The organism is Halomonas salsilacus (assembly GCF_051216275.1).
Classification (GTDB): domain Bacteria; phylum Pseudomonadota; class Gammaproteobacteria; order Pseudomonadales; family Halomonadaceae; genus Halomonas.
Window position 1 is genome coordinate 388883 of the sequence record NZ_JBPKAQ010000002.1, and the last position, 20457, is coordinate 409339.

The following is a 20457-nucleotide window of genomic DNA, read 5'->3' on the forward strand; positions in this document are numbered from 1 at the left end:
TCGGCGGGCCGCTGCCGCATCGGCTTTGGGTCTTGGCTCAGTTGGCCTTTCGCCAGCCGCCCAGCACCCGCTGATCGGGGCCGAAGAAGACCAGCCGGTCGTGGTCGATCAGGTAGCGGTAAGCGGTCTCCAGCATGCCGGAGACGCGGGCCGCGTCCTCGCCCTGGGGGCAGGCGCGCCGAGTGGTGGCCAGCTGCGAGAACTCGATGCGCTGGCTCTCGCCCAGGCGCACCCGCCCGTTCATCTCGTTGCAGCCGTCGCTGCCGGTGACCCGGCCATCGGAAGAGATGCGAAACCAGGCCGGCTCGGACAGCGAGAGCCGCTCATCGGTGCCCACCAGCAGCAGATTCCAGCGCTGCTCCACCACCGGCCCCGACAGGCTCGCCTCGCGTTCATCCAGTGGCGCATCGGGGCGCCCCCCACAGGCCGCCAGCAGGGTAGCGGCGGCCATCAACAGGCCCAGTTGGGCCACAAGCGTCGTCTTCATCTGCTGTCGATCTTCCTTGTCACGTGGCTGGCAACTCACCAGCTGCCGGTGTTTTCCATGGAGGCCCAGGGCTCCCGGGCGGGGAGCGCCTCCCCCTTCTGCAGCAGCTCCACCGAGATGCCATCGGGGCTTCTGACAAAGGCCATGTGGCCGTCCCGGGGCGGACGATTGATGGTCACCCCGCCCGCCTGGAGCTTCTCGCACAGGGCGTAGATATCCTCCACCCGATAGGCCAGGTGGCCGAAATTGCGTCCGCCGCTGTACTCTTCCGGGTCCCAGTTCCAGGTCAGTTCCAGCTCCGGGGCCTTGAGCTCGGCGGAACGCGTCTCGTCCTCGGGGGCGGCCAGGAAGACCAGGGTGAAGCGCCCCTTGTCATTCTCCCTGCGGCGCACCTCCTTCATGCCCAGCAGATCGCAGTAGAAGCGCAGCGAGGCGTCGAGGTCGCTGACGCGCACCATGGTGTGCAGATACTGCATGGCCAACTCCTTGTCGTTTATAGCGAAACTGTCTAGTGGAACGGGGCGTTACTGGCGCCCCTCGACTATCGCTGAGTCAGTTCGGATCAGGGATGTACTCGTTGAAGATCTCCGGCGTGCGGTCGTCCCGATGCCAGCCCAGCACCCGGTAGTCATCGACACGGCCGGTCTCCATGCCCGGTGAGCCGTGGGGCATGCCCGGCACGGCCAGACCCGCCACGTCCGGGCGCTCCTCCAGCAGGCGGTCGATGTCCGCCGCCGGCACATGGCCCTCGATCACATAGCCATCAACCATGGCGGTATGGCAGGAGGCGAGCTCGGGGGTGAGGCCCTGCTCGAGCTTGATCTCGCGCATCTCGCGGGTCTTGTGGCGCTCCACCGTGAAGCCCTCGGCCTCCAGGTGGTCGGCCCAGGCGCCGCAGCAGCCGCAGTTGGGGTCCTGGTACATTTCGACCACGGGCCGCTCTGCCCAGGCGGGGGCAGCCAGCAGCGCCAGCAGGGCGCCGGCGACCAGGGGGCTAACCATTCTCTTCATGACAGGCACTCCGCGGTGTAGGGTGATGGCACCATTGTCGGCATCGACAGGGCCCTTGCCAAGGGCCTGGATCAAGACAGCTCGCGACGGGGAGCCCCAGCATGAGCCACTACTGTGACCTGGCCCCGGGCCATCCGTTTCACGGACCCTACCACGACCACGAGTACGGTTTCCCGGTCGCCGACGACGAGGCCCTGTTCGAACGCCTGGCCCTGGAGATCAATCAGGCGGGGCTATCCTGGCTGACGGTGCTGAAGAAGCGCGTCGCCTTCCGGGACGCCTTAGACGGCTTCGCCATCGACCGGGTCGCCGACTATGGCGAGGCTGAACGGGCGCGGCTGATGGCGGACGCCGGCATCATCCGCAATCGCCTGAAGGTCGACGCGGTGATCCACAACGCCCGGGTAGTCCAGTCCCTGCGCGACGAGCACGGCAGTCTGCGCACCTGGCTCGACCACCACCATCCGCTGCGCCACAGCGACTGGGTCAAGCTCTTCAAGCGCACCTTCCGCTTCACCGGGCCGAAGATTACCGGCGAATTCCTGATGAGCACGGGCTATCTGCCGGGTGCCCACTGTGACGACTGCCCGGTGCAGGCGCGTATTCTCGCGGCTGCACCGCCCTGGGCTCAGACCCGAGAGGTGTAACGGGGAACTGTCACCCCGCGCATGGCATCATAGCCGGGCACTCTCTGCGAGGAACGACTCCCGATGGATTCGATTACCCAGGCCGCCCTGGGGGCCGCCATAGGCGGCGCCGTGCTGGGCTGCCGACTGGGCCGCAAGGCGGTGCTGATCGGCGCCGTGCTCGGCACCCTGCCCGACCTCGACGTGGTCATCGACTACGGCGACGCCGTGGCCAACGTCACCGAGCACCGCGGCTTCTCCCACTCGCTCTTCGTGCTGACCGGGGTGGCCACGCTCCTGGCACTGCTCTCGGCGCGCTTGGCCCCGGCTCGGGATATCACCCTGGGCCGCTGGTGGGCCTTCTTCGGCCTGTGCCTGCTCACCCACCCGCTGCTGGATGCCTTGACCACCTACGGCACTCAGCTCCTGTGGCCGCTGGACGTACCGCCCGCGGCATACCCCATCGTCTTCATCATCGATCCGCTTTACACCCTGCCGCTGCTGGTCGGCACCGGCGTGGCGCTGGCCACCGGCGACGGCCGACGCGGCCCGACCTGGGGGCTGGCGCTGGCCAGCGCCTACCTGGTGTTCGCCTTCGGTGCCAAGCAGCTGGTGGAGCATCGCCTGGAGCCGGTACTGGCCGAGCGGGGGCTTGCCGAGGCTCCGCGGCTGGTCCAGCCCACCCCCTTCAACACCCTGCTGTGGCGGGTCACGGTGGTGGACGGCGACGAGCACCACGAGCTGCTGGTGGGGGTGCTGGACGGCGACACCCCGCCGCTGGTGGAGACCTACCGCCGCGGCGCCGAGCTGGAGGAGGTGGCACTGGAGAGCCCGCGCGGCCGGCGGCTGGACTGGTTCGCCGGCCCCTTCCTGCGCTACGAGACCCGTGAGCTCGATGGGCGCAAGACACTGGTAGTGACCGACCTACGGCTGGGCTTTCCCGGCTTTCACCCCTTCGCCTTCACCCTGGCCACCCGCGAGGGGGACGCCTGGCAACCGGTCAAGGTCTCCGAACAGCTTACCGCCCCCTCGCGAGGCAACCGGGAGGCGCTGTCGCGGCTGGCCGGCCGTATCCTGACCCCGGAGCCGGCGCTCTGTACCAGCGCGTTCGTCGGCGCCGGCTGGGTACTCGACACCCCGGAGCGGTGCTGATCTGGAGCCGATGCCGAACAACGCAGCGGGGCGACCATCTGGTCGCCCCGCTGCGTGCAATGCTGTCAACTACCGCGATGGCGCCTGCCGGCTCAGAGGCGATCGGCCAGGCCGTCGATGGCCTGACGGGCCTCCTTGAGCGCCGCGGCACGCGTGCCCTCGCCCATGTTGAGCCCCTCGGCGAAGACAGTATCCACCTCGGTGATGCCCATCATCCCCAGCATCAGCTTGAGGTGCGGGGTCTGGGTGTCCTTCTCGGTGCCGGCATACTGGCCACCGCGTGCCGCCAGGATGACCGCACGCTTAGCCTCCACCAGACTCTGGGGGCCCTTCTCGGTGTAGCGGAAGGTCACGCCGGCGCGCATCACACGATCGAACCAGGCCTTGAGCTGGCTGGGAATGCCGAAGTTGTACATCGGCACCGCCAGCACCACCACGTCGTGGGCCATCAACTCATCGATCAGCTCATCGGAACGGGCGGCCAGCTCACGCTGCTCGGCGCTGCGCTTGTCGGCAGTCACCTGCCAGCTCCCAAGCTCCGCCAATTCCAGGTGAGGCAGCGCGTTGGCCACTAGATCGCGGTGGGTCACCTCGACGCCGTCGCGGCCCTGAGCCTGGGCGATGAAGTGCTCGGCCAGGCCCTTGGACTGGCCGTTTTCGCCGAGGATGGAAGAGGTAATCACGAGGGTACGAGTGGTCATGGCGATCTCCTTGAAGAGGAATCAGGACAATGACCGCCATGATAGATGGATTTTTTGCCATGAAAAGCGCAAAAATCCGCACCCCACTTTCGATAAAAACGAAAACCACCCCTTACGGGGTGATGCCCTGGCCGCAGCCGCGATACTGCTCGCCGTCAATACTCAGAGTGACCCTTGCCGGAAAGGGCTCGCCGCTCATGTCGTCCAGGCAGGCGCCGGCCTCGATGCGCAGCTCGAAGGGGGTGTCGCCGCGGCCGCTGGCCAGCACCACGCGGCCCGCCTCGTTGTCCAGGGCGGCGACTCGATAGGGCAGCGTCTGCTCACGGGTGCCGTAGTCCAGGGTGAGGGTCGCCTCGGGGCGATCATGGGCCAGATGCACCATCCAGCCCGGCTCGTTGCCGCGCCCCTGGAACATCACCCCGGGGCGCTGCTGGCGGGTGAGCGCCTGGCGTTGCATGTAGACCTGGCACTCCAGCCGCCCCCGGGGGGTCTCCACGATGGCCGAATCGCCCTTGTTCCAGAAGCTGACCTGGCTCCCCTCATAGCGAGCGCCGCTGGCCACCACAGCGGGCTGAAGCCGCCAGGCGCCGTGGGCCGACCAGAGGCGCAGCTCGTCGCCCTCCGGGAGGGCCGTGACCAGCGCCTGGTTCGGATGACACTGCCAGGAGGTGAAGGACTCGGCGCCGCCCGGAAAGAGCGTCGAGGGCAGCAGCGGGGCGTGTCCCTGCGGGGTGATCGGCGACGGCGAGGTGGCGGTGGCGCAGCCGCCCAGCAGCAGGGTCAAGCCGAAGGCGGCGGGGGCGAGAAGGCGGGACATGGCATCTCCTTGCGAGGGTCAGAGTTCCTTGATCCGCCGAGCATAGCAGCCGCCGGTGTCGGCCGCTGCCTGCCACGGCTCAACGCTGACGGAGCCCTTTTTCGCCACCCTGTTCCGCCACCGTTTTCCACAACACTAATTCCGACACCCTCCCCTCGGCCCGGCTCGCCGCCCTTGCGCCCCTTGCCGGCCTAGCCGAAGCGTCGGCGCAGCCGGTGCGCCGCCTCCATCATGTTGGTCAGGGCCGGCTCCACCTCCTCCCAGCGGCGAGTCTTGAGGCCGCAGTCGGGATTGACCCACAGCCGCTCCGCCGGGATGCGCTCGGCGGCCTTCTCCATCAACCCCACCATCCAGTCGACCTCGGGCACGTTCGGCGAGTGAATATCGTAGACGCCGGGGCCGATCTCGTTGGGGTAGGCGAAGTCCTGGAAGACATCGAGCAGTTCCATGTCCGAACGCGAGGTCTCGATGGTGATGACGTCGGCGTCCAGGGCGGCAATCGACTCGATGATGTCGTTGAACTCCGAGTAGCACATGTGGGTATGGACCTGGGTCTCGTCGCCCACCCCGGCTGCGGCCAGCCGAAAGCCATCCACCGCCCATCCCAGGTAGCCCGGCCACTCGCTCCTGCGCAGCGGCAGCCCCTCGCGAAGCGCCGGCTCGTCGATCTGGATGGCGCGGATGCCGGCCGCCTCCAGGTCGAGCACCTCATCACGCAGGGCGAGCGCGATCTGCCGACAGGTGGTCTCGCGGGGCTGGTCGTCTCGCACGAAGGCCCACTGCAGCATGGTGACGGGGCCGGTGAGCATGCCCTTCATGGGCCTGTTGGTGAGCGATTGGGCGTACTGGCTCCAGCGCACCGTCATGGGGCCCCGGCGGCTGACGTCGCCAACGATCACCGGCGGCTTGACGCAGCGCGAGCCGTAGCTCTGCACCCAGCCGAAGCGGGTGAAGGCGTAGCCGTCGAGCCGCTCGCCGAAGTACTCCACCATGTCGTTGCGCTCGGGCTCGCCGTGCACCAGCATGTCGAGGCCCAAGGCCTCCTGGCGCGCTACCGCGTGGGCGATCTCCTCGCGCATCCGTGCCTCGTAGGCGTCTTCGGAGAGCTCACCGGCCTTGTGGGCGCGGCGTGCGGCGCGGATCTCGTCGGTCTGGGGGAAGGAGCCGATGGTGGTGGTGGGAAAGAGCGGCAGGCCCAGCGCCCGGCGCTGGGCCAGGGCGCGCGTCGGGTAGGGGCTCGCGCGCTCGAGGTCAAGCGGTTCGATGCCCGCCAGGCGACCGGCCACGTCGGGGCGATGGAGGTGCGGCGAGTTCCGCCGTGCGTGCAAGGCCAGGGTCGCGGCCTCCAGGCGCTGACAGTCGACCTCGCGGGCACGACCGTCGAGCAGGTGCGCCAGGGTCACCGTCTCGTCGAGCTTCTGGCGGGCGAAGGCAAGCCAGCTCCGGAGTTCCGGGTCGAGCTCGGTCTCGCGCTCGAGATCCACCGGCACATGCAGCAGCGAGCAGGAGGGCGCGATCCATAACCGTTCGCCGAGCCGGATCCGCGCCTGGGCCAGGCGCTCGCGCAGCAGCGCCAGGTCGGCGCGCCAGACGTTGCGACCGTCGATGGCGCCCACCGAGAGCACCTTGTAGGCGGGCAGCCGGTCGAGCACCGCGGCGAGCTGCTCGGGGGCGCGCACCGCATCGATATGCAGCCCCGCCACCGGCAGGTTGGCGGCGAGGCTCAGGTTGTCACCCAGGCCGCCAAAGTAGCTGGCCAGCAGCAGCTTCACCGGGGCCCGGCCGAGCACGCTGTAGGCGGCCTCATAGGCCTGCTGCCACTCCCGGGGCAGTTCCTGCACCAGGGCCGGCTCCTCGAGCTGCACCCACTTCACGCCCTGCTCGGCAAGGCGCGCCAGCAGCTCGCCATAGACCGGCAGCAGGGTCTCGAGCAGGCTCAGGCGATCCAGGCCTGCGTCGCGGGCCTTCCCCAGCCACAGCCAGGTGAGCGGGCCAAGCAGGGTCACCTTCACAGCATGGCCCAGCGCCCGAGCCTCGGCCACCTGATCGAAGAGGCGCGAGCTGGCCAGCCGGAAGGCCTGGCCGGCGTGGAGCTCCGGCACCAGGTAGTGGTAGTTGGTATCGAAATACTTGGTCATCTCGCAGGCGGCGGCGGGCTCACCACTGGGCGCCCGGCCGCGAGCCATGCGGAAGGCGGTATCCAGGCCCACCTCGCCCATGGCCAGTTCGGCCCCGGCGGCGAAGCGCGCCGGCACCGCCCCCAGGGTCACCGAGAGGTCTAGCACCTGGTCGTAGAAGGCGAAGTCGCCCACCGTTACCAGGTCGAGCCCCGCCGCACGCTGGTCGTCCCAGTGGCGGGCGCGCAGATCGCGTCCCACGGCCTCCAGCGCCTCTCGGGACAGCGCCCCCTGCCAGTATGCCTCCATCGCGCGCTTGAGTTCGCGATCGGCACCGATGCGCGGATACCCGACAACATGAGAAATACTCATTGAAAAAACCTTTATGGATGAATTATCCAACAAAGTCTGGCTGGCCATGCAGGGTGAATCAAACTAAACTTCTTAATCTTTAAAATGAAAATGGCTCACTCAGCATGCTCGAACTGCGACACCTCCGAACCCTGGTCGCATTGCGCGACGCCGGCTCCCTCGTCGAGGCGGCGGAGCGGGTCCACCTGACCCAGTCCGCCCTCTCCCACCAGATCAAGGACCTGGAGGAGCGCCTCGACAACCCGCTGTTCGTGCGCAAGACCCGACCGGTGGAGTTCACCCGCGCCGGCCAGCGGCTGCTGATCCTGGCCGAGCAGGTGCTGCCGCTGGTGCGCATGGCCGAGCGCGACCTGGCGCGGCTGGCCGGCAACGAACAGGGCCGGTTGCACATGGCCATCGAGTGCCACAGCTGCTTCCAATGGCTGATGCCCAGCGTCGACCATTTCCGCGACCACTGGCCGGAGGTGGAGATCGACATCCCCGGTGGCCACCACTTCGACCCGCTCCCGGCCCTGGCCCGGGAGCAGCTCGACCTGGTGATCACCGCCGACCCCCAGCCACTGGCCGGCATCCACTACGAGCCACTGTTCCGCTTTGAGGGGCTGCTGGCGGTGGCCCGCCAGCATCGCCTGGCCGGCAAGGCGTTCGTGACCCCGGAGGCGCTGGCCGAGGAGACCCTGATCACCTACCCGGTGGAGCACTCGCGGCTGGATGTCTTCACCCAGTTCCTGGACCCGGCCGGCGTTCGCCCCAGGGAGATCCGCACCGCCGAGCTGACCATCATGATGATGCAGCTGGTGGCCAGCGGACGCGGGGTCAGCGCGCTGCCCAACTGGGCCCTGACCGAATACCTGGAGCGTGACTACGTGAAGGCGGTCGCACTGGGTGAGAAGGGGGTATGGAGCACGCTGTTCGCGGCGATCCGCGAGGAGACCCGCGAGGCCCCGTGGATGGAGGACTTTCTGCGCACCGCCCGGGAGACCTCCTTCGCGGTGCTGGAGGGGATCAAGCCGGCGTAGGTCCCCGGGCCTGGCCCTGGCCGGGGCGCTGGGGCAGCAGCAGGGTAAAGCGAGCACCACCGAGCTCGGGGCTCTCGTCCACCGCCACGCTACCCCCGTGCCAGAGCATCACCTTCTGCACGATGGAGAGCCCCAGCCCATAGCCACCCGAGCTACGGGTGCGGCTGTCGTCCAGCCGTGCGAAGGGCTTGAAGATCACCTGCCGCTCGCCGGCCGGCACCCCGGGGCCATCGTCTTCCACGTCGATTCGCAGCAGTCGGGGCTCGGCCTCCACGCGGATCACCACCCGACTGCGGGCGTGGCGGCAGGCGTTGGCCACCAGGTTCTGCACCGCCCGCTGCAGGTAGCGCGCTTCGGCCAGCGCCTCTACCTCAGGGCCCTCGGCGAGTGCGATGGTCAGGTGCCCGTGCAGCGGCGCCAGCGCGGCGATTACCCGCTCCACCATGGCCCGACACTCCACCAGGCTGGCCTGCATCTCGCGACCGTTGACTGCATCGCTGCCCAGACGGGCATAGGTGAGGATCTCGTCGACCAGGCCGTCCAGCTCCTCGATATCACCGTCGATGCCCTGCAGCTGGCGACGGATCGCCGGGTCGTCGGTCATGTCGTCGACCATCTGCACGGCGAAGCGGATGCGTGCCACCGGCGTACGCAACTCGTGGGAGACCGCCCGGATCATGTCCTGCTGGGCCCTCAGCAGCGCCTGCACCTGGGCGGCCATGCCGTTGAAGGCCATGCCCAGCCGGCCCAGGAAGTCGCCGCTCTCCACCTTGACCCGGGTATCGAGCCGGCCGGCGGCGATACGCGTGGCCGCCAGCTCCAGTCTTGCCATTCGCGCCTCGACGCCGCGCACGATCAGGTAGATGGTCGCCCCGAGCACCGCAAGCAGAATGAGCACCACCAGCAGCTGCAGCGAGCCCGGGACCGGCTCGAAGGCCTCCACCGGTCCGATGGTCATCCAACTGGCCTCGCCGCCGCCGGGCAGCGCCAGGTACATGGCCATGGCCCAGCGCCCGGGAAAGAGCCGGATCACCACCTCGCCATCGCCCAGGCGGCTGAGCTGATAGGGGTCCAGCCCCGCTGGCGGGGCATCGCCGAGCTCGACCGGGATGCTGCCCCCGACCACCCGCGACAGCCGTGCGCGACGTTCGCCGGGCGGGCTCTCGGTGAGCCACTCAGCGAGCAGCTCGGTGAGCCCGCGCAGCTGAGGCTCGCTGAGGCTGGCGAGATCCACCTGCAGCAGGTTCTCACCGCCGGGCAGCAGCTTCTGCAGGCGCCAGCCGCTCCCCTCGCGCTCCTGCACCAGCACCTTGCCGCGCTCCAGCCGCAGGCGGGTGAAGTAGCCCAGGGAGGTGGAGTGGGCGGGCAGCACGGAGGGGGTCAGGTCGAGACGGCGGGCCTGGGCCTCGAGCCAGTCGGCATGGGAATCGACCGGCAGGGCCTCCAGGCGCTGGGCGAGCAGCCGCATGGGCACCTCGGCGAGGAGCTCTCGATGGTGCTCGCGGCGCACCTGGTCGACCATGGCCACGCCCACCAGGGCGAGGCCGAAGGTCAGCAGCAGGGCAAGCGCCAGCAGCACATAGACGCGCAGGAAGGTGCTGTCGCCCAGGACCCGCCGCATGGCTCAGCTCTCCTTGACGAAGAGGTAGCCCTTGCTGCGCACCGTCTTGATGCGGTGCGGCTGGTTGGGATCGTCACCGACCTTGGGCCGGATGCGCGACACCCGCACATCGATGGATCGGTCCTGACCGTCGTACTTGATGCCGCGCAGTTGGGAGAAGATCTCCTCGCGGGTCAGCACCCGGCCGGCATTGCTGGCCAACAGCCACAGCAGGTCGAACTCGGCGCTGGTGAGATCGATGCGCTCGCCGTCCAGCCACGCCTCGCGGGTGGCACTGTCGATCTCCAGATTCCCGAAGGTGAGCCGCGGTTCCTCCGTGGTCGCCGCGGCCTCCGCGCTCTCGGCGCGACGCAGCAGCGCCCGCATGCGCGCCAGGAGTACCCGGGGCTGCACCGGCTTGGGCACGTAGTCGTCGGCGCCCATCTCCAGGCCCAGCACCTGATCCATATCGTCGGTGCGTGCGGTGAGCATCAGGATCGGCCCCGGATAATCGCCGCGCGCGCGCCGACAGATCGACAGGCCGTCCTCGCCGGGCAGCATCAGGTCGAGTATCACCAGGTCCGGCTGCAGCGCCAGGATCCGTTCCACGCCCCGGGCGCCGTCGGCCTCCAGAGTGACGCGGAAGCCGTTGGCCTGGAGGTAATCGCGGGTCAGGTCGGCCAGGCGTTCATCATCCTCGATGATCAGCACATGATCCTGTTCCCCGGGGTACAAGCTCTCGTCCATCCTCAAGTTCCATCCTGACGGGCAGGTGATCGGGAAGGCGGGGCCTGAGGCCATACCGCCATTGGCTAAAGGATACCCGAAATCCACCGGCGCGCCTGCCTGTCGTCATGCGGCGACGGCGATGTAGCGCCGCGAGGGAGAGTGGTTCCCCAGGAAGATCACAGCCCATCCACAGAGTTATCCACTTGAAGCCTTCCGCAACACACATTATCTTGTGTCTCCAGGTGATAATAGATACCACATCATGTGAAAGCGACCTTTGAGCCCCTTCCTTTCACAGGCGCTCTTCACCGCCAGTCAGCGCTGCTTCTCGACCATCAGACAGGGACAACGTCACCATGCCATCCCCTACCCCTCTGGATATGCCGTCCGTCACCTTCACCGCCCCGCGGCGCCTGCGTGTCATCAAGCGCACCGGTGACGTGGTGCCCTTCGATGCCGACAAGATCGCCGTGGCGATGCGCAAGGCGTTCATCGCCGTGGAGGGCGACAACGCCGACGCCTCCTCCCGGGTACGCGACGTCGTGCAACACGCCACCGCGGCCATCGAGCAGGCCTTCCTGCGCCGCCTGCCCGACGGCGGCACCCTGCACATCGAGGACATCCAGGACCAGGTGGAACTGGCCCTGATGCGCGCCGGCGAACAGAAGGTCGCCCGCGCCTACGTGCTCTACCGGGAGGCCCACGCCCGCGCCCGCGACGCGACCGGCGATATCACCAGGCCCCACCCCACCCTCAATGTCACCCTGGCCGATGGCACCAGGCGCCCGCTGGACCTTGGCCGCATCGAGACCCTGGTGCATGACGCCTGCGAAGGCCTCGACAACGTCGAGCCCGGCCGCATCGTCGAGGAGTCGCTCAGGAACCTCTACGACGGGGTCAGCGTCGACGGCGTCTCCCAGGCGCTGATGATGACCGCCCGCACCCTGGTGGAGAAGGAACCCGACTACACCTATGTCACCGCGCGCCTGCTGCAGGACAACCTGCGCCGCGAGGCGCTCGCCTTCCTAGGCATTGCCGAGGAGGCCACCTACCGAGAGATGGCCGAGTTCTACCGACCGGCCTTCGAGGCCTACGTGGCTCGCGGGATCGAGTATGAGCAGCTCGACCCCCGCCTGGCCGAGTTCGACCTCGCGCGCCTGGGCGAGGCCCTGGATCATACCCGCGACAACGCCTTTACCTACCTGGGACTTCAGACCCTCTACGACCGCTACTTCCTGCACCGCGACGAGGTTCGCTTTGAACTGCCCCAGGTGATGTTCATGCGCGTGGCCATGGGCCTGGCGCTCAACGAGTCCGATCGTGAGGCGCGAGCCATCGAGTTCTACGAGCTGCTCTCCCGCTTCGACTATATGGCCTCCACCCCGACCCTGTTCAACGCGGGCACCCTGCGCAGCCAGCTCTCCTCGTGCTATTTGACCACCGTGCCCGACGACCTGGATGGCATCTACAGCGCCATCCGCGACAACGCCCTGCTCTCCAAGTGGGCCGGTGGGCTCGGCAACGACTGGACCCCGGTGCGGGCGCTCGGCGCCTGGATCAAGGGCACCAACGGCAGGAGCCAGGGCGTGGTGCCCTTCCTCAAGGTGGTCAACGATACCGCCGTGGCCGTGAATCAGGGCGGCAAGCGCAAGGGGGCCGTGTGCGCCTATCTGGAGAGCTGGCACCTGGACATCGAGGAGTTCCTCGAACTGCGCAAGAACACCGGCGACGACCGCCGCCGCGCCCATGACATGAACACCGCCAACTGGGTGCCGGACCTGTTCATGAAGCGGGTCTTCGAGGATGGCGAATGGACGCTCTTCTCGCCCTCCAGCTGCCCGGATCTTCACGACCTCTATGGCGCCGCCTTCGAGCAGCGCTATGAGGCGTACGAGGCGATGACCCGCTCGGGCGAGCTTTCGCTGTTCAAGCGGGTGCGCGCCAAGGACCTGTGGCGCCGGATGCTGTCGATGCTGTTCGAGACCGGCCACCCCTGGATCACCTTCAAGGACCCCTGCAACCTGAGAAGTCCTCAGCAGCACGCCGGTGTGGTGCACTCCTCCAACCTGTGCACCGAGATCACCCTGAACACCTCGGCCGACGAGATCGCGGTGTGCAATCTCGGCTCGATCAACCTGGCCCAGCACGTGGTGGATGGCGTCTTCGATGGCGAAAAGCTGAGGCGCACCGTGCGCACCGCGGTACGCATGCTCGACAACGTCATCGACATCAACTATTACGCGGTGCCCCAGGCCAGGAACTCCAACCTCAGGCACCGCCCGGTGGGGCTAGGCATCATGGGCTTCCAGGACGCCCTCTATGCCCTGGACATCGCCTATGCCAGTGAGGAGGCCGTGGAATTCGCCGACCGCTCCATGGAGCTGGTCAGCTACCACGCCATCGAGGCCTCCTCCGACCTGGCCGCCGAGCGCGGCCGCTACGAGAGCTTCGAGGGTTCCCTGTGGAGCCAGGGCGTGCTGCCCATCGACTCCCTCGAGAGGCTGAAGCAGGAGCGCGGCGAGCAGTACCTGAAGGTGGACACCTCCGCCACCCAGGCGTGGGATCGCCTGCGCGGCAAGGTCACCGGTCAGGGCATGCGCAACTCCAACGTGATGGCCATTGCCCCCACCGCGACCATCTCCAACATCTGCGGCGTGACCCAGTCCATCGAGCCGACCTACCAGAACCTCTACGTGAAATCGAACCTCTCCGGCGAGTTCACCGTAGTCAACGCCTGCCTGGTGCACGACCTCAAGGCCCACGGCCTGTGGGACGAGGTGATGATCAACGACCTCAAGTACTACGACGGCTCGGTGCAACCCATCGAGCGCGTCCCTGCCGACCTCAAGGCCAAGTACGCCACCGCCTTCGAGGTGGAGCCGAAGTGGCTGGTGGAGGCCGCCGCGCGGCGCCAGAAGTGGATCGACCAGGCCCAGTCGCTGAACCTCTATATCCAGGGGGTCTCCGGCAAGAAGCTCGACGTGACCTACCGCATGGCGTGGCTGCGCGGTCTCAAGACCACCTACTACCTGCGCGCCCTGGGCGCCACCGCGGTGGAGAAGTCTACCGTGGCGCGTGGCAGCCTCAACGCGGTGAGCAATGCCGCACCGGAGCAGGCGCCGACCGCCAGTCCGGCCCCGGCGGCAGCCGAGCCGCGGGGCGTGGAGGACTTCCTGACCGGCAGGGCCGGCTCGGGCTCGCGGGCACCGAGTGCCTCGGATATCGACGAGTTGGGCTGTGAGGCCTGCCAGTAACGCCCCTACGCCATGAGAACACCGCCGGAGCGCAGCGAAGCTGGGCTCCCCACAGGACATCCGGACCATCACCGGGAGAAAGACAGATGCTGAACTGGAACGAATTCCACGAAGACGAAAGCGGCGTCGCCGAAGCGCCGGCCACTGCCCAGCCACCCAGGGCCGAACCAGCGCCGACCACCGAGGCAGAAGCCGAGAGCCGCGGCGGCTACCAGGTCGCCGAGGGCGACCGCCTGGAGCGCGCCCGCAAGTCGCTGGAGGCGCTTGACGTGGCCGCCGGCCTCGAGGAGCTGGAGATGGGCGCAGCGCGAATCCAGGTTGACGACAAGCAGATGATCAACGCCCGCGCCGACTTGAACCAGCTCGTGCCCTTCAAGTACGAGTGGGCCTGGCAGAAGTACCTGGACGGCAGCGCCAACCACTGGATGCCCCAGGAAGTGAACATGAACGCCGACATCGCCCTGTGGAAGCGCCAGGACGGTCTGACCGCGGACGAGCGGCGCATCGTCGAGCGCAGCCTTGGCTACTTCTCCACCGCCGATTCCCTGGTGGCCAACAACCTGGTGCTGGCTCTCTACCGGCTGATCACCAACCCGGAGTGCCGCCAGTACCTGCTGCGCCAGGCGTTCGAGGAGGCGATCCATACCCACGCTTACCAGTATTGCGTGGAGTCGCTGGGCATGGACGAGGGTGCTGTCTTCAACATGTACCGCGAGGTGCCTTCGGTGGCCGCCAAGTCCGCCTGGAGCCTCAAGCACACCCAGTCGCTGGCGCGCGCCGATTTCCAGACCGGCACCCCGGAGACCGACCAGGAGCTGTTGCGTAACCTGGTGGCCTTCTACTGCGTCACCGAGGGCATCTTCTTCTACTGCGGCTTCAGCCAGATCCTCTCCATGGGGCGGCGCAACAAGATGACCGGCGTGGCCGAGCAGTTCCAGTACATCCTGCGCGACGAGTCCATGCACCTGAACTTCGGCGTGGACATGATCAACCAGATCAAGATCGAGAACCCCCACCTCTGGACCCCCGAGTTCCAGGACGAGGTGACCCAGATGATCCTCGAGGGCACCGAGCTCGAGATCGCCTACGCCCGGGACACCATGCCCCGCGGCGTGCTGGGCATGAACGCGGCGATCATGGAGGAGTATCTCCATTTCATCGGCAACCGTCGCCTGGCCCAGATCGGCCTCAAGGAGCAGTATCCCGGCGCCCAGAACCCCTTCCCGTGGATGAGCGAGATCATCGACCTGCGCAAGGAGAAGAACTTCTTCGAGACCCGCGTCACCGAGTACCAGGTGGGCGGCGCCCTGAGCTGGGACTGACCCCCTCCCCATGATGTGCCCGGCCGTGTCGTGTCGCCGGGACGGACCGCATCGACGTACCGCATCGACATAAAAGGGCCGCCCGAAGGCGGCCCTGTTCGTCTCAAGCCAGCACCCTGGCTATCCCTTGGGTCCCATCAGTAACCAGATGATCAGCCCCACCAGCGGGAAGAACAGCAGCACGAGTATCCATATCAACTTGGCTACGCCACCGGCCGAGCTCTTGGCCACTTTGACGACGGCCCAGATCACGATGATCAACCAGATCAGGCCCAGCAGGCCACCTACTTCGATTCCCATTCGACGTCTCCTTGTCCATTCCCTGTCGGCGCAGTGCCGTTTCTCGAAATGTCGTTTATAGAGTTAGCACAGCGGCGGCGAAGCACACAATCGCGGTCTGTAGCGATTTGTCAGCCGCTGTAACCGAAATCGCTCAGTCGACCAGCAGGTGGCCCACCTTCACGTAGATCAACGCACCCTCCTCTTCGGTGAAGGGCGCATGGTGGCTCTGGTGGGGGCTGCGCAGCCAGCTGCCGGCCGGATAGGCCCCGTGCTCGTCGTGGAAGGTCCCCTCCAGCACCAGAATCTCCTCGCCGCCCCAGTGGGCGTGGGGCTGGAAGTGGGTGTTGGGTGCCCAGCGCACCAGGGCCACATGCTTGCCTTCGAAATCGTGAAGCGGGAGCACCTCGAGCCCCTCCACCAGCCCGGGATGCCACTCGGCCGCCCGGGTATCTATGACCCTCTGCTCGGTGTCTCCGGGAGAGAACTGGTGCAGCTTGACCAGAAGCGTCGCCCCCTGCTCGCCCACCCGGGGCGCATGGTGGGTGCCGATGGGGTTGCGCAGGTAGCTGCCCGCCGGGTAGGTGCCGTGCTCGTCGGCGAACTCCCCTTCCAGCACCAGGATCTCCTCGCCGCCACCGTGCTCGTGGGACGGGAAGGTAGTGTTGGGCGCATAGCGCACCAGCGAGGTGGCGCGCGCCACCTCATCGCCGATGCGGTCGAGCATCATCCGCTCGACCCCCCGCATGGGCGAATCGACCCAGCGGTAGTCCCCGGGGGTGACCACCACCCGCTGGTCGAAGTCGGCATTGAGTCGCATGACAATCTCCCGTATGGGCCCGATCAGGGCCCTGTCGTGTCGGTCGGACTCCCTGGGTCGGCTGGCGTTCCCGGCAACCGCCACCAGTCCGGCAGCCGTGACCACACCTCGCGATGAGCGAAGCGGTCATCCATCAGCACCAGGGTACCGCGATCCTCGGGGCCGCGGATCACCCGGCCGGCGGCCTGCACCACCTTGATCAGCCCGGGGATCCGGTAGGCGTAGTCGTCGCCGCAACCGAAGCGCGCCTGCAGCCGCGCCTTGAGGGCTTCGTTGAAGTCGTCGAAGGGCGGCAGCCCCAGGGTGGCGATGAAGGCGCCGATCAGCCGCTCCCCCGGCAGGTCGATGCCCTCGGCGAAGGCGCCGCCCAGCACCGCGAAGCCGATGCCCGCCCCGCCCGAGGTGAAGCGGGCCAGGAAGGCGTCGCGGTCGGGCTCACCCATGCCGCGCACCTGGGCCCAGACAGGGATCGACGGGTGCGCCTCGGCGAAGGCCGACCGCGCCCGCTCCAGGTAGGCGAAGCTGCTGAAGAAGGCCAGGTAGTGGCCGGGGCGGCGGCGATATTGGTCGGCCAGTTGGGCGACGATGGGTGCCACCGAGGCCTCACGGTCGCGCAACCGAGTGGAGATGTCGGTGCGTAGGCGCACCTCGAGCTGCTCGGCGGCAAACGGCGAGGCCACCGACTGCCAGACGGTCTTGGCCGGCAGTCCCAGCAGGTCCCGATGGTAGCCGGGCGGGGCCAGGGTCGCCGAGAAGAGCACCGCGGCATGGGCCGCCCGAAAGCGCGGGGCGAGGAAGTCCGCCGGCACCAGATTGCGCAGCCCCAGCACCGCACGGCCGCGCCCGTGGCGGGCCAGGTCACACAGCGAGTGGTCACCGAAGGTCTCCGCCAGGCGGGTGAAGGCCAGCGCCTCGAAGAGCAGCTCCTGCAACTCGGGGCTGGCCTGTTCGGGATACTCGCCCAGATGATCGGTGATGGCGCTGGCCGCCCCCTGCAGGGCGCCGACCATGGCGTCCGGCAAGCCGTCGAGCACGCGGTAGGCCAGGCGTCCCGCCTCACCTGTCTTTCTCGCGTCCGCCTCGGCGAGACCCGCCTCCCTGACCAGCGCCTGCCACTGCCGTGCCAGGCGCCCCAGCGGCCTAGCCAGCGCCGGCGCCGCCGAGCGGCGCAGGCGGGCCAGCCGACGCTGGTCGAGCTCGGCGCTGTACATGCCACGGGCTCGCTCCACCAGGTTGTGGGCCTCGTCCACCAGCAGGCCGACCCGCCAGCGGTTGGCCTTGGCCAGGCCGTGAAGCAGCGCATTGGCGTCGAACCAGTGGTTGACGTCCCCGACCACCAGATCGCACCAGCGCGCCAGCTCCTGACCCAGGTAGTAGGGGCAGACGCCGTGTTCGACCGCCACCCGACGCAGCGATTCGCGGTCGAGCCAGCCAAGGTCGACGGCCGCCTGGCGCGCCGCCGGCAGACGGTCGTAGAAGCCCGCCGCCAGCGGACAGGCCTCGCCATGGCAGGCCCGGCCGGGGTACTCGCAGGCCTTCTCACGGGCGGTCAACTCCAGTACCCGTAGCGGCAGCCTCTCCGGCACTTCCCCCGGAGCCTTCTCGTCGGGCAGCGCTCCCCCTTCATCGCCCGACCCCGCGCCTGGTTCGGCGCCCGAGCCCGCGGCTGGTTCGGCGCTCGATCCCGCGCCCAGCTGACGCAGCGCCTCCAGGGCAAGCGCACGACCCGGGGTCTTCATGGTCAGGTAGGCGAGGCGGTCGAGGCCGTGGCGGGGCATGGCCGTGAGCAGCGGAAAGAGGGTGCCCAGGGTCTTGCCGATGCCGGTGGACGCCTGGGTCAGCAGGCAACGGCCGGTGGCAGCCGCCTTGTAGGCGCCCTCGGCCAGCGCCCGCTGGCCGGGGCGGAAGTCCGCATGGGGAAAGGCGAGTCCCCGCAGGGCGACATCCCGCCGCTCGCGGTGGCACGCTTCCTGCTCGGCCCAGGCCCGATAGCGCCGGCACAGCGATGCCAGGAAGACCTCGAGCTCGGCGGCCTCGACGCGCTGCTCCAGGCGTGTCTCGCGCCCGCTGCCCACCTCCAGATAGACCAGCGCCAGGGTAATGTCGGGCAGGTTTCGCTCGGCGCACAGCAGCGCGCCGTAGGCCTTGGCCTGGGCCCAGTGCAGGGCTCGCTGGTTGTCGGCCATGCGCACGAGATCGCCGCGATGGGTCTTGACCTCCTCCAGGCAGTGGGCCTCGGGGTCATAGCCGTCGGCGCGGCCGCTGACACTCAGCCCCTCGATCTCGCCACTCAGCGCCACCTCGTGCTCATAGCCTTCCCTCCGTCGACGTGCCACCTCGGCGTGTCCGGCGATGCCCTCCTCGGCGCTGGGGGCGGGGGTGAACCGGTGATCGAGATCCCCCTCCCGAGCGGTGAAGTCGCACAGGGTGCGCACTGCCACACGATGGCACGGCGCTTCGCTCATGCCTCCTGCGCCGCCCAGCGCACCTGGCAGACCGCGGCGGGGATGCCCTGCTCATGGAAGAAGGCGAGCCAGCGGCGCTGGTTGTCCTGCAGGCGGTCGCCCGGCCCCTTCACCTCGATGAGCCGATAGCGCGGCTCCCCCCGTGGCGCCTCGGGCCTAAACTGGATCAGGTCCGGCAGGCCGGCCCGGTTGGCCTTCGGGTCGCCCAGCAGCCGCTCGCAGCAGGCGCGCAGATGGGTGGGTGACAGGCATTCCAGCGCCAGCTCGAGCAGCGCCTCGTCGAGCGCCCCCCAGTGCACGAAGGGATTGGCGAGCCCCTGCTTCTCCCGCCAGGTGGCCAGGATCGCCTGACGGTGGCGGCCGTCGTCCAGAAGCGCCAGGCAGCCATCGAAGAGCTCGCGGCGGCGGGCCACGAAGTCCTCCCGGTACAGGTCCACCGGGCCGCTGTGGAAGGGGTGGAAGAAGGCGCCGGGCAGCGGCGCGAAGAGCGCCTCCCAGCAGAGCAGGCCGAACAGCCCGGTGAGCAGGGTATTCTCCACGTAGGCCACCGGGGCCTCGTCGCGATGCAGGTGCTCGCACACCGCCCACTCCACAGGCTGGGGTCCCGGCAGGCAGAGCTCGATCCGCTCGGGGGTGGGCGCCACGTCCCGCGGCAACGCCGCCTGGCCCAGTCGACGCCGCAGCCGGGGGCGCAGCCGCGCCAGCGCCTGGGCCTCCGCTTCTCCCGGCGACGCCGTGGCCAGGGCCTCGGTCAATTCATGGGCATCGGCATGCCGCCCCTGGCGCTCCAGCAGGCGAAGGTGACGGATTCTCGCCTCCGGGCTGCCGGCATCCACCGGCCAGCCCGCCTCGCCATAGAGGGTCAGGGCGAGCTCGGCCTGCCCTGCCCGCTCGGCCTGGCGGCCCAGGGCCACGCCGAGCCGCTGTCGGCGCGCTGCGAGCCAGGCGTTGTCCGCCGGCACCGGGGGCAACGCGCCGGCCAGCGCTGCCACCGGCTCGTCGGCATCAAGCCGCTCGCGCAGCCGGTGCAGGGCCAGGTAGGCGTCCACCTCTTCGCGACGCTGGAAGGCCCGCGACTCGACGCTGAAGGACACCCGTTCGAAGCGCTGCACCCCGAGCTCCGCGAGCACGAACTCGGCCCAGTCCTGGCGCAGGTTGCCGAAGAACATCAGACGCAGCCGGTCGCAGGTGGCCATCACGGTCAGCCGCACCACCCGGTCTGGCGCCGCCGGCCACCACTCGGCCTGGGAACGTGCCTCGAGGCGCCTCGGTACCAGGGCTTCAAACAGTGCAGCCTTGCCCAGCGAGGCCGGCATCCCGGCGGCACGAACCTCCTCGGCCAGCGCAAGTCGCAACTCGGGCAGGCGCAACTGCGCAAAGAGTTCGTCCAGCGTCATCGTGGGGGCGCCATCGACCAGGCCGGCGGTCTCCAGCGGCGCGAGCGCCAGCTCGCTCTCGCCGATCTCCGGGTAGTCGAGGCGCGAGGTACGAAAGTGCTCGCCACGGCGCATCACCATGCGCACCAGCAGCGCCCGGGGGGCCCGGGGCAGCTCGTCGAAGGCGGCTAGAAAACGTCGTTCCTCCTCGCCCAGCAGGTCGCCGTGGCGCTCGACTACCCAGCCCAGCACGAAGGTGAAGTTCGTCAGGTAGTAGAAGGGATCGTCGAGGGAGGCGGCAACCGGCATG

17 protein-coding genes are annotated in these 20457 nt (G+C 68.4%); 5 read left to right on the top strand and 12 right to left on the bottom strand.

Annotation, left to right across the window (positions count from 1 at the left end):
* Positions 1 to 37 precede the first annotated feature (37 nt).
* The 3 genes from ACR80S_RS05270 to ACR80S_RS05280 all read right to left on the bottom strand — a co-directional run bounded on the left by ACR80S_RS05270 (position 38) and on the right by ACR80S_RS05280 (position 1498).
* On the bottom strand, positions 38 to 487 hold the full coding sequence (locus ACR80S_RS05270; RefSeq protein ID WP_435399482.1) for an META domain-containing protein: 450 nt from the start codon (positions 485 to 487) through the stop codon (positions 38 to 40).
* Between the two features lie 35 nt (positions 488 to 522).
* Positions 523 to 963 (bottom strand): lactoylglutathione lyase, encoded by a 441-nt coding sequence (gene gloA, locus ACR80S_RS05275; RefSeq protein ID WP_435399483.1) that lies wholly within the window; start codon positions 961 to 963, stop codon positions 523 to 525.
* 76 nt (positions 964 to 1039) lie between these two features.
* Positions 1040 to 1498 carry a DUF411 domain-containing protein gene (locus ACR80S_RS05280; protein ID WP_435399484.1) on the bottom strand — a complete coding sequence of 153 codons (459 nt, stop codon included), beginning with the start codon at positions 1496 to 1498 and terminating at the stop codon, positions 1040 to 1042.
* Between the two features lie 101 nt (positions 1499 to 1599).
* On the opposite strand from ACR80S_RS05280, the gene ACR80S_RS05285 reads away from it, so the two are divergent.
* Positions 1600 to 2145, top strand: coding sequence for a DNA-3-methyladenine glycosylase I (locus ACR80S_RS05285; RefSeq protein WP_435399485.1), 546 nt, complete (start codon positions 1600 to 1602; stop codon positions 2143 to 2145).
* 63 nt (positions 2146 to 2208) lie between these two features.
* The gene (locus ACR80S_RS05290) at positions 2209 to 3276 is read left to right on the top strand and encodes a metal-dependent hydrolase (RefSeq protein ID WP_435402724.1); all 1068 of its coding nucleotides are present in this window, start codon (positions 2209 to 2211) and stop codon (positions 3274 to 3276) included.
* Between the two features lie 92 nt (positions 3277 to 3368).
* Here ACR80S_RS05290 and ACR80S_RS05295 read toward each other — a convergent pair whose 3' ends face one another.
* The 3 genes from ACR80S_RS05295 to metE form a co-directional block, all read right to left on the bottom strand.
* Complete coding sequence (locus ACR80S_RS05295; protein ID WP_435402725.1) at positions 3369 to 3977, bottom strand: FMN-dependent NADH-azoreductase; 609 nt, start codon at positions 3975 to 3977, stop codon at positions 3369 to 3371.
* 112 nt (positions 3978 to 4089) lie between these two features.
* Complete coding sequence (locus ACR80S_RS05300) at positions 4090 to 4794, bottom strand: MliC family protein (RefSeq protein WP_435402726.1); 705 nt, start codon at positions 4792 to 4794, stop codon at positions 4090 to 4092.
* A gap of 191 nt (positions 4795 to 4985) precedes the next feature.
* On the bottom strand, positions 4986 to 7283 hold the full coding sequence (gene metE / locus ACR80S_RS05305; RefSeq protein WP_435402727.1) for a 5-methyltetrahydropteroyltriglutamate--homocysteine S-methyltransferase: 2298 nt from the start codon (positions 7281 to 7283) through the stop codon (positions 4986 to 4988).
* Positions 7284 to 7387: 104 nt separating this feature from the next.
* Here metE and ACR80S_RS05310 point away from each other — a divergent pair, with 104 nt between their 5' ends.
* Positions 7388 to 8302: a LysR family transcriptional regulator gene (locus ACR80S_RS05310; protein WP_435402728.1), complete on the top strand. Its 915-nt coding sequence runs from the start codon at positions 7388 to 7390 to the stop codon at positions 8300 to 8302.
* Here ACR80S_RS05310 and ACR80S_RS05315 read toward each other — a convergent pair.
* The gene (locus tag ACR80S_RS05315) at positions 8289 to 9923 is read right to left on the bottom strand and encodes an ATP-binding protein (RefSeq protein ID WP_435399491.1); all 1635 of its coding nucleotides are present in this window, start codon (positions 9921 to 9923) and stop codon (positions 8289 to 8291) included. The genes ACR80S_RS05310 and ACR80S_RS05315 overlap by 14 nt on opposite strands.
* 3 nt (positions 9924 to 9926) lie before the next feature.
* A complete protein-coding gene (locus ACR80S_RS05320; RefSeq protein ID WP_435399492.1) occupies positions 9927 to 10649 on the bottom strand; it encodes a winged helix-turn-helix domain-containing protein in 723 nt (240 codons plus the stop codon).
* A gap of 338 nt (positions 10650 to 10987) precedes the next feature.
* On the opposite strand from ACR80S_RS05320, the gene ACR80S_RS05325 reads away from it, so the two are divergent.
* Both ACR80S_RS05325 and ACR80S_RS05330 read left to right on the top strand, forming a co-directional pair.
* A complete protein-coding gene (locus tag ACR80S_RS05325) occupies positions 10988 to 13885 on the top strand; it encodes a ribonucleoside-diphosphate reductase subunit alpha (protein WP_435399493.1) in 2898 nt (965 codons plus the stop codon).
* An 86-nt stretch (positions 13886 to 13971) separates the two neighbouring features.
* Positions 13972 to 15207, top strand: coding sequence for a ribonucleotide-diphosphate reductase subunit beta (locus tag ACR80S_RS05330; RefSeq protein ID WP_435402729.1), 1236 nt, complete (start codon positions 13972 to 13974; stop codon positions 15205 to 15207).
* Positions 15208 to 15327: 120 nt separating this feature from the next.
* Here ACR80S_RS05330 and ACR80S_RS05335 read toward each other — a convergent pair whose 3' ends face one another.
* From ACR80S_RS05335 to ACR80S_RS05350, 4 genes are all read right to left on the bottom strand, one after another.
* The gene (locus ACR80S_RS05335) at positions 15328 to 15507 is read right to left on the bottom strand and encodes a PLDc N-terminal domain-containing protein (protein ID WP_435399495.1); all 180 of its coding nucleotides are present in this window, start codon (positions 15505 to 15507) and stop codon (positions 15328 to 15330) included.
* A gap of 133 nt (positions 15508 to 15640) precedes the next feature.
* Positions 15641 to 16306 (bottom strand): cupin domain-containing protein, encoded by a 666-nt coding sequence (locus tag ACR80S_RS05340; protein ID WP_435402730.1) that lies wholly within the window; start codon positions 16304 to 16306, stop codon positions 15641 to 15643.
* A gap of 23 nt (positions 16307 to 16329) precedes the next feature.
* Positions 16330 to 18771, bottom strand: coding sequence for an ATP-dependent DNA helicase (locus ACR80S_RS05345; RefSeq protein ID WP_435402731.1), 2442 nt, complete (start codon positions 18769 to 18771; stop codon positions 16330 to 16332).
* Positions 18768 to 20456 carry a VRR-NUC domain-containing protein gene (locus ACR80S_RS05350; protein WP_435402732.1) on the bottom strand — a complete coding sequence of 563 codons (1689 nt, stop codon included), beginning with the start codon at positions 20454 to 20456 and terminating at the stop codon, positions 18768 to 18770. The genes ACR80S_RS05345 and ACR80S_RS05350 overlap by 4 nt, the downstream gene beginning before the upstream one ends.
* Position 20457 lies beyond the last annotated feature (1 nt).

Excerpts from the sequence above, each read along its gene's own strand:
- ACR80S_RS05295 (WP_435402725.1), bottom strand. The coding sequence starts at position 3,977 with ATGACCACTCGTACCCTCGTGATTACCTCTTCCATCCTCGGCGAAAAC.
- metE (WP_435402727.1), bottom strand. The coding sequence starts at position 7,283 with ATGAGTATTTCTCATGTTGTCGGGTATCCGCGCATCGGTGCCGATCGC.
- ACR80S_RS05325 (WP_435399493.1), top strand. The coding sequence starts at position 10,988 with ATGCCATCCCCTACCCCTCTGGATATGCCGTCCGTCACCTTCACCGCC.
- ACR80S_RS05310 (WP_435402728.1), top strand. The coding sequence starts at position 7,388 with ATGCTCGAACTGCGACACCTCCGAACCCTGGTCGCATTGCGCGACGCC.
- ACR80S_RS05330 (WP_435402729.1), top strand. The coding sequence starts at position 13,972 with ATGCTGAACTGGAACGAATTCCACGAAGACGAAAGCGGCGTCGCCGAA.
- ACR80S_RS05290 (WP_435402724.1), top strand. The coding sequence starts at position 2,209 with ATGGATTCGATTACCCAGGCCGCCCTGGGGGCCGCCATAGGCGGCGCC.
- ACR80S_RS05350 (WP_435402732.1), bottom strand. The coding sequence starts at position 20,456 with ATGCCGGTTGCCGCCTCCCTCGACGATCCCTTCTACTACCTGACGAAC.
- ACR80S_RS05270 (WP_435399482.1), bottom strand. The coding sequence starts at position 487 with ATGAAGACGACGCTTGTGGCCCAACTGGGCCTGTTGATGGCCGCCGCT.
- ACR80S_RS05340 (WP_435402730.1), bottom strand. The coding sequence starts at position 16,306 with ATGCGACTCAATGCCGACTTCGACCAGCGGGTGGTGGTCACCCCCGGG.
- ACR80S_RS05335 (WP_435399495.1), bottom strand. The coding sequence starts at position 15,507 with ATGGGAATCGAAGTAGGTGGCCTGCTGGGCCTGATCTGGTTGATCATC.
- ACR80S_RS05280 (WP_435399484.1), bottom strand. The coding sequence starts at position 1,498 with ATGAAGAGAATGGTTAGCCCCCTGGTCGCCGGCGCCCTGCTGGCGCTG.
- ACR80S_RS05285 (WP_435399485.1), top strand. The coding sequence starts at position 1,600 with ATGAGCCACTACTGTGACCTGGCCCCGGGCCATCCGTTTCACGGACCC.
- ACR80S_RS05345 (WP_435402731.1), bottom strand. The coding sequence starts at position 18,771 with ATGAGCGAAGCGCCGTGCCATCGTGTGGCAGTGCGCACCCTGTGCGAC.
- ACR80S_RS05320 (WP_435399492.1), bottom strand. The coding sequence starts at position 10,649 with ATGGACGAGAGCTTGTACCCCGGGGAACAGGATCATGTGCTGATCATC.
- gloA (WP_435399483.1), bottom strand. The coding sequence starts at position 963 with ATGCAGTATCTGCACACCATGGTGCGCGTCAGCGACCTCGACGCCTCG.
- ACR80S_RS05315 (WP_435399491.1), bottom strand. The coding sequence starts at position 9,923 with ATGCGGCGGGTCCTGGGCGACAGCACCTTCCTGCGCGTCTATGTGCTG.
- ACR80S_RS05300 (WP_435402726.1), bottom strand. The coding sequence starts at position 4,794 with ATGTCCCGCCTTCTCGCCCCCGCCGCCTTCGGCTTGACCCTGCTGCTG.